Origin of the sequence: Kitasatospora sp. NPDC091207 (assembly GCF_044768625.1) — a bacterium.
GTDB lineage: Bacteria > Actinomycetota > Actinomycetes > Streptomycetales > Streptomycetaceae > Kitasatospora.
In genome coordinates, this window is the sequence record NZ_JBIVVS010000001.1 from 384,383 (window position 1) to 396,488 (window position 12,106).

Annotated in this window: 10 protein-coding genes; 2 read left to right on the plus strand and 8 right to left on the minus strand. The window is 76.4% G+C overall.

Going from position 1 to position 12,106, the window contains the following annotated elements:
• Positions 1–18: 18 nt before the first annotated feature.
• The 4 genes from ACIQTO_RS01725 to ACIQTO_RS01740 all read right to left on the minus strand — a co-directional run bounded on the left by ACIQTO_RS01725 (position 19) and on the right by ACIQTO_RS01740 (position 4,510).
• Complete coding sequence (locus ACIQTO_RS01725) at positions 19–618, minus strand: hypothetical protein (protein WP_402381459.1); 600 nt, start codon at positions 616–618, stop codon at positions 19–21.
• Positions 615–2,492 carry a S9 family peptidase gene (locus tag ACIQTO_RS01730; RefSeq protein ID WP_402381462.1) on the minus strand — a complete coding sequence of 626 codons (1,878 nt, stop codon included), beginning with the start codon at positions 2,490–2,492 and terminating at the stop codon, positions 615–617. Before ACIQTO_RS01730 ends, ACIQTO_RS01725 begins: the two co-directional genes overlap by 4 nt.
• Before the next feature lie 84 nt (positions 2,493–2,576).
• Positions 2,577–3,983, minus strand: a complete 1,407-nt coding sequence (locus ACIQTO_RS01735) for an MFS transporter (protein WP_402381464.1) — start codon at positions 3,981–3,983, stop codon at positions 2,577–2,579.
• A gap of 104 nt (positions 3,984–4,087) precedes the next feature.
• Complete coding sequence (locus ACIQTO_RS01740; protein ID WP_402381466.1) at positions 4,088–4,510, minus strand: nuclear transport factor 2 family protein; 423 nt, start codon at positions 4,508–4,510, stop codon at positions 4,088–4,090.
• A 155-nt stretch (positions 4,511–4,665) separates the two neighbouring features.
• Between ACIQTO_RS01740 and ACIQTO_RS01745 the strand changes: the two genes are divergently transcribed.
• Both ACIQTO_RS01745 and ACIQTO_RS01750 read left to right on the plus strand, forming a co-directional pair.
• A complete protein-coding gene (locus ACIQTO_RS01745; RefSeq protein WP_402381469.1) occupies positions 4,666–7,473 on the plus strand; it encodes a helix-turn-helix transcriptional regulator in 2,808 nt (935 codons plus the stop codon).
• Between the two features lie 164 nt (positions 7,474–7,637).
• A complete protein-coding gene (locus tag ACIQTO_RS01750; protein WP_402381471.1) occupies positions 7,638–8,003 on the plus strand; it encodes a MerR family transcriptional regulator in 366 nt (121 codons plus the stop codon).
• Positions 8,004–8,068: 65 nt separating this feature from the next.
• Here the strand turns inward: ACIQTO_RS01750 and ACIQTO_RS01755 are convergent, their stop codons facing one another.
• From ACIQTO_RS01755 to ACIQTO_RS01770, 4 genes are all read right to left on the minus strand, one after another.
• The gene (locus tag ACIQTO_RS01755; RefSeq protein WP_402381473.1) at positions 8,069–9,217 is read right to left on the minus strand and encodes an IS701 family transposase; all 1,149 of its coding nucleotides are present in this window, start codon (positions 9,215–9,217) and stop codon (positions 8,069–8,071) included.
• A 297-nt stretch (positions 9,218–9,514) separates the two neighbouring features.
• Positions 9,515–10,243, minus strand: a complete 729-nt coding sequence (locus tag ACIQTO_RS01760) for a TetR family transcriptional regulator (RefSeq protein WP_402381475.1) — start codon at positions 10,241–10,243, stop codon at positions 9,515–9,517.
• 222 nt (positions 10,244–10,465) lie between these two features.
• The gene (locus tag ACIQTO_RS01765; protein ID WP_402381478.1) at positions 10,466–11,455 is read right to left on the minus strand and encodes an NAD-dependent epimerase/dehydratase family protein; all 990 of its coding nucleotides are present in this window, start codon (positions 11,453–11,455) and stop codon (positions 10,466–10,468) included.
• Positions 11,452–12,078, minus strand: a complete 627-nt coding sequence (locus tag ACIQTO_RS01770; protein ID WP_402381481.1) for a ScbR family autoregulator-binding transcription factor — start codon at positions 12,076–12,078, stop codon at positions 11,452–11,454. Before ACIQTO_RS01770 ends, ACIQTO_RS01765 begins: the two co-directional genes overlap by 4 nt.
• Positions 12,079–12,106 lie beyond the last annotated feature (28 nt).

A 12,106-nucleotide genomic window follows, 5' to 3' on the forward strand; every position in this document is an offset into this window, starting at 1 on the left:
CCGGCAGCCCGCGGGGGGTCAGCGGGTCGGCTTCACCGGCGGGACGCCCGGCTTGGACGGCAGCACGGGTGCCGTCGGCACCACCGGGGTCGACGGCGCGACGGCTGTCGGCGTCGGGTGGGGCGTACCGGACGACGAGGACGACGGGGAGACCGTCGGTGGCGGGTTGGTGCACCGGCTGCTGCCGTTCCCGTTCCCGTTCCCGTTGTCGTCGTCCGAGTCGTAGGTGTCGGTGTGGTGGCGGGTGCCGCGCCCGCCCTTGGAGCCCTTCGACCCCTTGGAACCGGACGACTTGGACCCGGCGAGCACGATCGTCCCGTCACCGGCCTCCGCGAGATTCGCGAGCCCCGCGAGCCCCGCGATCCCCGGGGCCCCCGCCGTGCTGGCGGCGCGGAAGACCGCCCGGACGGCCGGGTTCCCCGTCGCGGTGCCGGAGCCGGTGCCGGTGCCCGCCGGCGACGACGGGCTCGCGGTGCCCGTCGTCGCCGGCGCCGTCGGCTGCGTGGACGGCGACAGCGGCGGCGGGCAGGCCGCGTCGCCGCTGTCCTGACCCGAGCAGCCGGTGAGCACGAGTGCTCCGGCCACCCCCACCCCCAGGAGGGTCAGCAGCCGTCTCACCCGGTCCCCCCGTCGCCCTGGTCCGCCCGCGCCGTCCCGGCCCGCCCGTCGCCCAGGTGCCGCCGGACGAAGTCGATCTCCAGCCGCAGCTGCTTGATCCGCTCCTCCACCACCAGCGAGCCGTGCCCGGCGTCGTAGCGGTAGACCTCGTGCGGCGTGCCCAGCGCCGCCAGCCGCTCCACGTAGTTCTCGATCTGCCGGATCGGGCAGCGCGGGTCGTTCACCCCGGCGCTGATGTAGACCGGCACCCGCACCTGCTCGACGTAGGTCAGCGGGGAGGAGGCGGTCCAGCGTTCCGGCACCTCCGCGGGCGTGCCGCCGAACAGCGTGCGGTCCAGCGACTTCAGCGCCTCCATCTCGTCGTCGTACGCCGTCAGGTAGTCGGCGACCGGGACGGCGGCGACGCCGAGGGTCCAGGACTCCGGCTGCACGCCGAGGCCCAGCAGGGTGAGGTAGCCGCCCCAGGAGCCGCCGGTGAGCACCAGCCGCTCCGGGTCGGCGAGCCCGCTCTCCACCGCCCAGGCGCGGACGGCGGCGATGTCCTCCAGCTCGATCAGCCCGACCCGCTCGCGCAGCGCGTCCGTCCAGGCCTGGCCGTAGCCGGTGGAGCCGCGGTAGTTGACCCGCACCACCGCGAAGCCGTGGTCCAGCCAGGCGGCCGGCCCGGCGGCGAAGGAGTCGCTGTCGTGGTGGGTCGGCCCGCCGTGGATGTCGAAGACGGTCGGGAACGGGCCGTCCCCGGCCGGGCGCTGGACCAGCGCGTGCACCCGGCCGCCGGGGCCGTCCACCCAGATGTCCTCGACCGGCACCGAACCCGGCGGCACCGCGCCCGGCGCCCGCAGGACCACCGTGCCGGCGGTGGAGCGGACGGCGGACGGCTCGGCGGCGGAGGACCAGAGGAACTCCACCGTGCCGTCCGGGCGGGCGGTCGCGCCGCCGACGGTGCCGCGCGGGGTCTCCAGCCGGCTCAGCACCCCGGTGTCGAGGGCGTACGAGAACAGCTCGCTGCGTGCCTCGTACTCGTGCTCGACCAGCAGGGCGCGGGCGCCGGGGCGCCACTGGGCCGAGACGTCGCCGGGCAGCTCGCGGCCCTGCTCGTCGCGCAGCGCCAGCGCGGTCTCGGCCCCGGTGGCCACGTCCCAGATCATCGGCTCCCAGCGGCCGGTGCGCTGGTGGGCGACCAGCAGCCGGGTGTCACCGTCGACCGGCGCGAAACCGAGGCAGGCGACCCCGCGCGGCTCGGCGCGGCCGGTGACCTCGTCCAGCTCGGCGACGGTCGCGCCGTCGGAGAGCCGGACGATCCGGATCGCCGAGTGCATCGCGTCGCCGTGCTCGGTGTGGTCGACGGCCAGCAGGGCGCTGTCGTAACTGAGGTCGCCGACGCCGCCGTACTCCTCGTGCCGGTAGATCTCCTCCGCCTCCGCCGCGCCCGGGCGGCGCAGGTGCAGGGTGGTGCCGTGCTCGTCGGTGGAGCGGCCGACCACCACCGTGCCGTCCCGGCCGAGGGCCAGGCCCGCCGAGTAGGAGGCGGCCAGGCCGGGCACGGCCTCCTCGTCGGGGCCCCCGGGACCGTCCGGGCGGCCCGCGAACGGCTGGCGGCGCCAGATCCCGAACTCGTCGCCGTCGTTGTCGTCGAACCACCAGATCCACGCGCCGTCGGGCGACAGCTCGGCGTCGGTGGTGCCGTTCGGCCGGTCGGTGACCTGCCGGTGGGCGTCGCCGGCCCGGTCCCAGGCGTACACCTCGTAGGTACCGGTGGCGTTGGACACGTACAGCGCCCGGTCGGGGGCGTCCTCCGCCCAGTCCGGAAGCGAAACCCGGGCCGCCCTGAACCGCTGCTCCCACGCCGGAACGGCGCTCTTCTCCTCGCTCATCCACCCATCCAACCCGATCGGGGGGAGAGAACGGAACGGGCGGGCGGACCGTGACCGGCCCACCCGCCCCCGCCGTACCCGCGCTCAGACCGTCCGGCGGGGCAACAGCCGCACCAGACCCACCAGCAGCAACTCCAGTACCGCCAGCGCGCCCACGCTGCGCCCGAAGGCGGTGGCCGGGTCGCCGGCGCCGTAGTGGACGATGCCGATCAGCGCGATCCCGAGCGCCCCGGCCACCTGCTGGACGGTGGCCAGCAGCCCCGCCGCCGAACCGGCCAGCCGGGGCTCGACCGAGGCCAGCACGAGGGTGGTCACCGGGGCGATCACCAGGCCCATCCCGAGCCCGTCCACGAACAGGCCGGGGGCCAGCCACCAGACGCTGCCGGTCGTCCCGCCGGCGTGGACGGCCAGGCCGAGCAGGCCCAGCCCGGCGGCCATCAGCAGCCCGCCGATCGCGATCACCCGGCGGCCGAGCCGGGCGGCGAAGCGGTGCGCCGCGGTGGAGGTGAGCAGGTAGCCGGCACCGATCGCGGTGAAGACCAGGCCGGCGCCGAGCGCGTCCAGGCCCCGGCCCTGCTGCAGGTGCAGGGCGAGCACCAGGAAGAACGACGCCTGGCCGAGCCAGAACACGAGCTGGGCGAGCAGACCGGCGGCGAAGGCCCTGTTCCGGAAGAGCCCGGTGTCGACCAGTGGCGAACCGGTGTGCCGGTGCTGGTGGACGGCGAAGCCGGCGAGCAGGACGACCGCGCCACCCAGGCAGAGCCAGGTCCAGAGCGGCCAGCCCGCCTCACGGCCCTGGATCAGCGGCAGCACCAGGCCGGTCAGCGCGACGGTGACCAGCAGGACGCCCACCGGGTCCAGACCGGGGCGGTGCGGGGCGCGGGACTCCGGCAGGCAGCGGCGGACCAGGGCCAGGGCGGCCAGGCCGACCGGCAGGTTGAGCAGGAAGCAGCTGCGCCAGTCCAGGCCGAAGAGGTCCGCGCGGATCAGCGCGCCGCCGATCAGCTGGCCGAACACCGCCCCCACGCCCATCGTCAACCCGTACATCGCGAACGCCCGGGCCTGCGCCGCGCCGCTGAACGCCGTCCGCAGGATGGCCAGCACCTGCGGGCCCATCAGTGCCGCCGCCAGACCCTGCGCGATCCGCGCGCCGACCAGGGCGGCGGCCGTCGGGGCCAGGCCGCAGCCGGCCGAGGCGAGCGTGAACAGGGCCAGGCCGAGGGCGAACACCCGGCGCCGTCCGTACCGGTCGCCCAGCCGGCCGGCGGTGATCAGCCCGGCGGCCAGCGCCAGGCCGAAGCCGGCGATCACCCACTGGACGGCGGCCGGGCCGGCGCCCAGATCGGCCTGGACGGAGGGGACGGCGACATTGACCACGAAGACGTCGAGGGCGGTCATGAAGGTGGCGGTCAGGACGACCGGCAGCAGGCCCCGGGCGGAGGGCGCCGCGGCCTTCGCCGGGACCGGGCGGGCGTGCAGGGCGGTGCTCATCTCGGGCTCTCCTCGGCGGGGCGGGGCGGGGCGGGAGCGGGGGAGGGGGCGGGGCGGGGCGGGGCGGGCAGGTCGGCCCGCCCCCCGCCGCCCGGGGCGGCGGCTCAGGCGCCCGGGACACGGTCCAGGAAGCCGTACACCGAGGCGATCCGGCCGTCCGGGCCGGCCACCAGCACGTCGAACCCGACCACCAGGGGCTCCCCGCCGCCCGGTCCGAGGTTCCAGGTGAACCGGGCGATGTCGTGGTGCGCGTCGACCGGGCCGAGGGTGAACTCCAGGCCGGGGAACTGCGCCTGGGCCGCGCCGATCAGCGCGTCGACGCCGTCCCGGCCGGTGACGGCGGCCAGCGGGTCGGTGTAGCGGCCGTCCTCGGCCCACACCTCGTCGACCAGCGCGCGCCGGGCGGCCGGGTCGGCCTCGTTCCAGACGGCGAGGTAGCGCTCGGCGAGCCGCTGAAGGTCGGGCTGCCCGGCGTCGGCCTGCCCGAGGTCGCGCTGCTGAGGGTCGCGCTGCTGAAGACCGGTCATCGTCTTCTCCCTTGTCCTGCCGGGTGGTTCGGCGGGGCGTTCCCGCTGCTCATGAAGGTACGGAGGGTGCGCGGACGGCGAATCTGTCACGGATAGGTAGGGCATCGGGCAGCGCCGCGGAACCCGTGGGCAGCCCGCGCCAGTAGGGTCGGAGAATGGGGAAGCTCTACGGACGGGAACAGGAGCTGGCCGTCGTCGACGCGCTGCTCGACGGCGCGAAGGGCGGCCGCAGCGGGGTGTTGGTGCTGCGCGGCGAGCCCGGGATCGGCAAGACCGCGCTGCTGGAGTACGCGGTGGCGGCGGCCGGCGGCGCGTTCCGGGTGATCCGGGCGACCGGCGTCGAGTACGAGGCCGAACTCCCGTTCGCCGGGCTCAGCCTGCTGCTCGCGCCCGGCCTGGACCGGCTCGCCGCGCTGCCCGGTCCGCAACGGCGGGCCCTGGAGGGCGCGTTCGGGCTGACGGAGGCCACCCCGACCGCCGGGGCCAGTGGCGACCGGCTGCTCGCGGGGCTCGCCACCCTCGGCCTGCTCGCCGAACTCGCCGCCGATCAGCCCCTGTTGTGCGTCGTGGACGATGTGCAGTGGCTGGACCGGGCCTCGCTGGACGCGTTGCTGCTGGCCGCCCGGCGGCTCCAGGCGGAGGGCGTCGCCCTGCTGCTCGCCACCCGGGAGGCGGGCGGCGGCGCCGGGGGCGATCTGCCGTCGACCGGTCTGCTCGAACTCCGGCTGCCCGAAATCCGGTTGGCCGGGCTCGCCGAGCCCGCCGCCGCCCGGCTGCTCGACGCCCGGGCCCCGGCCGCCCTGACCGGTGAGGTCCGCCGCCGGCTGCTCGCCGAGTCCGCCGGCAATCCGTTGGCGCTCACCGAACTGCCCCTCTCGGTCGACGGGTCGGCCGCCGGGGAGCCGGCCGCCGCCCCCGGCGTGCTGCCGCTCACCAGCCGCCTGCAGATCGCCTTCCACGGCCAGGTCACCGGGTTGCCCCCGGCCACCCAGAACCTGCTGCTGGTCGCCGCCGCCGAGGAGAACGGCGACCTCGACGTCGTGCTGGCGGCGGCCGCCGCGTTCGGGGCGACCGCCGAGCACCTCGCCCCCGCCGAGGAGGCGGGCCTGGTCACCCTGACCGGTGACCGCCGGCTCGCGTTCCGGCACCCATTGCTGCGCGCCGCGATCCTGCACCGCGCGCCACTGCAGCACCGTCTGACGGCCCACCGGGCGATCGGCGGGGCGCTGGAGGAAGGCGACCGCCGGACCTGGCACCTGGCCCTCGCCGCCACCGCGCCCGACGCCGACCTCGCCGACGCCCTGGAGCGCGCCGCCGTCCGCGCCGAGACCCGGGGCGCGCACGGCGGCGCCGCCACCGCGTACGAGCGCGCCGCCCGGCTCACCCCCGACCGTGACGGCGCCACCCGGCGTCTGGTGCTGGCGGCCGAAGCGGCCACCGAGGAGGGCAAGTTGGCGCAGGCCGAGGCGCTCGCCGAGCGGGCCGGGGCGCGGACGGACAGCGTCTTCGCACATGCCCTGCTCGACCAGGTCCGGGCCACCGCGCACTTCTGGCGCGGCTCCTACCCGGCGGCCTACCGGCTGCTGCTGGACGCGGCCGCCACCGACATCGAGCCGCCGCACGCCGCCCGGATGCTGCTCCAGGCCTTCCATGCGGCCTGGTACGCCGGCGAGGAGCCGGTGATCACCGTCCTCGACCGGCTCGCCGCGCTCCCGCTGGCCGAGGGGGAGCCGCTCACCCCGCTCGCCCGCCACCTGTCGGCCGCCGTCCTGCCCGCGCTGGGCGGCCCCGCCGCGCCGCTGCCCGCCGCCCGCGACACCGCGGCGGCGGCCCGCCGGGCGGGCGCCGAGACGCCGAGCGACCTGGTCCAGCTGTGCGGGGTGACGCTGGTGCTCGGCCGGGACGCCGAAACGGTCGAACTCGCCGCCGAACTCGTCGCCGAGGCCCGGTCCAAGGGGACCGTCGGGGTCCTGCCGACCCTGCAGTTCTTCCTCGCCGAGGCGGAACTCTTCCACGGCCGGCACCGCGACGCCGAGGTCACCGCCACCGAGGCGCTGGCGCTGGCCCGGGACACCGGGCAGCACCAGTGGGTCAGCCAACTCAGCGCCCTGCTCGGGTTCCTGGCCGCACTGCGCGGCGCGGAGCAGGAGTGCGCCGAGTTCACCGCGACCGCGCGGACGGCGACGGCGCTCACCGGCGGCGGCCCCGGCACGGGTACCGGGACGGGCACCGCCGCGGCCGCGCCCGGCGAGCCCTGGGCGCAATGGGCGCTCGCCCTGCTCGACCTCGGCCGGGGCCGCGCCGCCGACGCCGCCGAGCGCCTCCAGGCGCTCACCACCGGCCCCTACCGGCACCACGTCGCCGCCACCCGCGCCGTCCCCGACCTGGTCGAGGCCGTCGCGCGGCTCGGCGATCCCGGACGCGCCGCCGGCCCGTACGAGCGCTTCGCCCGCTGGGCCGGCGCCGCCGCCGTGCCCTGGGCCGAGGCGCTGCGGCTGCGCTGTCAGGCACTGCTCGGGCCGGACGAACTCGCCGAATCCGCCTACCGCGCGGCCCTGGACCTCCACGACGGCACCCACCGTCCCTTCGAGCAGGCCCGCACCGCGCTCCTCCACGGCGAGTGGCTGCGCCGTGAACGCCGCCGCACGGAGGCCCGCCCGTATCTGCGCGCGGCCCTGGAGACGTTCGAGCTGCTCGCCGCCCACCCCTGGGCGGATCGCGCGCGTACCGAGCTCACCGCCACCGGAGCCGGCGCCCCGGCCCGCGCCGACGCACCCGAGGGGCCGCTGGCGGCCCTCACCCCGCAGGAGCTGCAGATCGCCCGGCTGGCCGCGCGGGGGCTCACCAACCGCGACATCGCGGCCCAGCTCTTCCTCAGCCCGCGCACGGTCGGCCACCACCTCTACAAGGCCTACCCCAAGCTCGGGATCACCGCCCGCACCGACCTCCCGGGCCTCTTCTGACAGCAGCACCGCCCGCCGGCGGCAGGTGCCGACGCGGTGTCAGATCGGCGGCCACGGAAGGGATCCGGCCGCTTCGTCCGGCTGCGATCCGCCGGTCGGCCGGGGCCCGCCGCGTTACAATCGCCTCCGGTGTGCGAGGCGTCGGCGCGCGTTCGGAGGGTCACATGCGGATCGGTGAGCTGTCGGCGCAGACCGGGGTCAGCGTGCGCCTGCTGCGGTACTACGAGGAGCAGGGGCTGCTGGAGAGCCGTCGGCGCGAGGGCGGTCACCGCCGGTACGGCGCCGAGGCGGCGGTGGTGGTCCGCCGGATCCGGGCGCTGCTGGGGGCGGGGCTCTCGACCAGCGCCATCCGCGATGTGCTGCCCTGTGTGAGCGGCGAGGACACCGTGGACTCGTGCGTGCTGGAGGTGCTCGAACGCCGGTTGGCGGTGCTGGACCGGCAGATGCTGGTCCTCGGGGCGAGCCGGGCCGCACTGGCGGGCATGGTCGCGGCGGCGCGGGAGGCGGAGGCCTCGGCGCTGGCGGCGTAGGGCGCCCCGGCCGCGGCGGCCCCCGCCCGGCCCCGCGCTGCTGTGCGGGGCCGGGCAGATGCCGGTCAGGCGGAGGTGCGGAAGACCTCCCGCGACGGCATCCCGGTGAGGTCCGGCCGGTCGTGGCCGAGCGCGTACGCGGCCGAGACCATCGTCATGTGGTGGTGCCAGCCGAGATAGGAACGGCCGGAGAAGTCCAGCAGGCCGAAGTCGGCGCCGAGCCGGTCCACGGCGTCCCGGGTGGTCGTCGCGGTACCGAGCAGGGCGAGGACGGCGGGAGCGTCGTCGGTGAGGTTGGTCAGCCAGTACCGCCGGGGCCTGCCGTCGCGGGCGTCCTGCACCCAGAGCCGGTGGACGGGCGCACCCTGGGCGCCGGGTGTCAGGACCGGGACGCAGCGCAGCGTCGGCTGCGGGCCGCCGGGCGTGCGCGGCCGCTGGCGCGGGAACAGCGTCTCGACCGCCACCGCGTCCTGCTGGATCCGGCCGAACCGGCCGGTGGTCGCCTGGAGGACGGGGCGGACGGCCTGGTGGGGCCGGGCCTCCAGCAGGTACGGGACGCCCCGGCGGGCGAGCGCGGACATCAGCGGCGGCAGCTCCTCGACCACCGTGAGGTCCGCGACCAGCGGGGCGACGGGGAGGTGGGCGGCCAGCCGGTCGACCATGTCGAGCACCGTCCGGTCCGCCGGGCGCGGGGTGACGGAGTCCGGGATCCGGGCGCGGGCGCGACGGCCCTGGTCCTCCGTCCAGTCGGTGTCGAGCAGCAGCGACCAGTCCACCGGTACGGCGTGCCGGTCGGTGGCGATGAACATCCCGGCCGCCGCCTGGCACTTGATGGTGCGGCCGAACTCCGGGACGAAGCGGCGGTGGACGCCCACCGCCTGGTCACCCCGTTTGGGGATCACCGCCAGGGTGGCGGTCCAGGCACGGACCGGCCGGGCGCCGGTGGTGGTGAGCCGGGCCAGGGCGCGGCGGGCCGGGCGCCAGTCCCAGGGGCTGCCGTTGATGAACTGCTGCAGCGAGAGCGCGGCCGTCCGGCTCGTGGTGAGGCTGGTGGCCATGTTCGACAGTGACTTGCGGCCCGGTGCGGTGAGCAGGCCGCGCAGATAGGCGTGGGCCCAGCGGCGTTGGTCTATCCGGGGCAGGTGGGCGAAGACCTGCTCGGCGAACCGGGAGACCGTTGCTTCGCCGGCCGGCGGCAGGTGTTGCGCGTCCATGTGAGCTCCCCGGGATCGTGAGGTGCCGTGCGATGCCGTCCCGGGAAGAATAGCGAACGATCGCTTTGTTTTGGACTTCGGACAGAGCCCTGGCACGATTCTGACAAGTTCGTGTGCCGGGTTGTGCAAGCCCCGGCGCGCACCTGCCATCGCCGAGCGCGTGCCGACGGGCCGCGCCACCCCTCGGACCGTACCGGGGACGACCACCCGGGCGCTCGAAGCGGGTGCACGGCGGCGGGTGGGCGGCGGTGCGTCGGCAGCGGTGGTCCGATGCCGGCGGCCCGAGGTGGTCCGGCGTCAGGCGGAGGGACCGGCCAGCGTGCGGTGCCAGAGCCTGCGCAGCCGCTGCCGGAGCTCCTCCCCGCCGGGGGCGGTCTCCCCGCCCACCGGGACGACGCCGCGCCGTAGTGCCTCCGAGCCCACCACGAGGCAGTGCACCAGGATTTCGAGGTCCTGCGCGTCGGCGGCCGCTGCCCGGGCCTCCCACTCCTGGGGGTCGGGACCGTCGGCCCCGTGCGCTTCGGGGCCCGGCCCGTCGGCCCGCTGCGGGGGCACCCGGGACGGCTGCCGCGCCAGGTGTCCGCGCAGGACGGGGAGCCAGCTGGCGTACCAGTTGTCGGCCGATCCGGGCTGTTCCCAGGCCAGCCTGGCCGCGGCGCTGACGCTGGGCTCGTCCTGGAGCAGCCGGGTGAGCACGTCGGTCAGCCGTGCCACCTCACCGGTGCCGTCGGGCCCGCCGGGCCCGTCAGGCCCGTCGCGGGCGGGAGTGCCCTCGCCCGGGGTGCCGCCGCCCTCGCCGCCCGCGGCGGTTCCGACCGCCGCCCGGGTGAGCGTGATGGCATCCGCGCGGACCGCGTCCGCCAGGCTGGCCTTGGTGGGGAAGTGGAAGGTCAGCGCGCCCATCGTGACGCCGGCCGCCCGGCTGACCCGGGAGAGCGAGGTGCCCGCGTACCCGTGCCGGTCGAACTCACCGGCGGCGGCCCGTAACAGGGCCCGTCGGGTGTGCTGGGCCCGTTCCTGTTTCATCGCCCACCGCCGGTGGGGAGGGCTGCTCGGGCGCGCCGGCCGAGCGTCGGCACCGGCTCCACGGCCTGGAGCGGGGGACTGACGAACCGCATGAGCGGGGGTGGCTCCTTCGAGCGGGCGGAGCGGGGTGGGCGGAGAGGCCGGGACCCCTGGGTCGGTCCGAGCCGATCCGACGGAGTCCTGACGCTACGCGGAGCGGGCCGCATACGCACCGCTCACCCGTCATCCGCTTGCAGCTTTGGCAACTCTCCCGGAACTCTGTTCGGTGGCCGGGGCGCCGATCCGGGCGAGGTGCTCCCGGTACCAGGGGGCGGCCGCGGCGAGCCGGTGCAGCGGTCCCGGTCCGGGGTCGACGTCCGCCAGCTGCCAGATCTCCGCGCTGCGGTACCAGTGGTCCTGTGCCAGCAGCGCGAACTGCCGCTCGCTGAACACCCCCGGCACCCGCCGGAGTTCGGCCACGCACTGCTCCCAGGACCAGTCCGGGCCGGGGGTGGGCGCGAGCACCCCGTGCTCGGCGAGGGTGTCCAACAGGGCGCCGCCGCGGACGGGTTCGGGGTGGCCGGCGTGGTGGACCCCACCCGGGGCCGGGGCCGGGCCGACGGCCAGTCCGGCGACGAGCCGGGCCAGGTCCTCCACCGCGACCAGCGAGAGCCGGGCGGCGCCGCCGTCCCAGCGGGCCGGTACCCGGCGGGTGAGTTCGGCGAGGCAGGGCACGACCCAGCGGTCCCCCGCGCCCAGCACCAGCGGCGCGCGCAGCACCACCGCGCCGGCGTCGAGCGCCGCCCGCTCCCCGGTCAGCCTGGTCCGGCTGGCCGCCGAGACGGGGGCCGGCGCCACCGCGTCCACGTCGATGCCCCGGTGCGGGCCGGGGCCGTACACGGCGGTGGTGGAGAGGTGGACGATCCGGCCCACGCCCGCCCGCGCGGCCTCCGCGAGCAGGGCCCGGGTGCCGTGCACATTGACCGCCGCGCAGGACTCCTCGTCGCCGGAGACCGCGGCGGCGAGGTGGACCAGGACGTCGGCGCCCTCGGCCGCGCCGCGCAGCGTCGCCGGGTCGGCGAGGTCCGCCGCGACCCGGACCGTCCCGGGCGGTGCCGCGGAGCGGGCGAGGGCCCGGACCGGGCCGGCCCCGGGCCGGTCGCGCAGTGCGGCGAGCACCGCCGAGCCGATGAAGCCGCCGGCTCCGGTCAGCAGGATGGCGGGCCCGGTCATGCCCGGTGCCCGCGCTCCGCCAGGACGCCCCGCAGCGTCTCCACGACCGGGGCGGTGGCGATGCCGGGCAGCAGGTACCACCAGAGCCGGGCGATCCGCTCCGGCAGGTCGGCGCGGTTGCTGCGCAGGTGGGACATGACCTGCGTGCCGGTGTACGCCCCGACCAGGACCTGGGAGAACTCCGCCGAGTCGACGTCGGGCAGCAGCTCACCGGCCTTGCGGGCCTCCTCCAGCTCGGCGCAGAACTGCTCGGCCCACATCTCGTACGGGCGGAAGTCGCGCAGGCCGAGCTGGCCCTGCTCGACGGCGAGCGTCACGCCCGCGCGCAGCAGCACGTTGTCCCGCAGCTCGTCGGCCAGGTACAGGTTGAGGTCGAGGAGCTGGCGCAGTCCGGCCGGTTGTGCCGGTAGTTCCAGGTCGGCGGCCTGCTCGTCCATCACCGCCTTGGCCAGTTCCTCCTTGGACCGGAAGTGGAAGTACATTGCGCCCTGGGTGGTGCCCGCCTGTGTGATGATCTTGTTGACACTCGAACCGCTGAAGCCGTACTCGTCGAAGACCTGTGCGGCAGCCCGCAGGATCGTCCCGCGGGTGCGTACGGCTCGGTCCTGCTTCGCTCGCGTCACAGTGGCTCCAAACTCCTCGACAAACAAA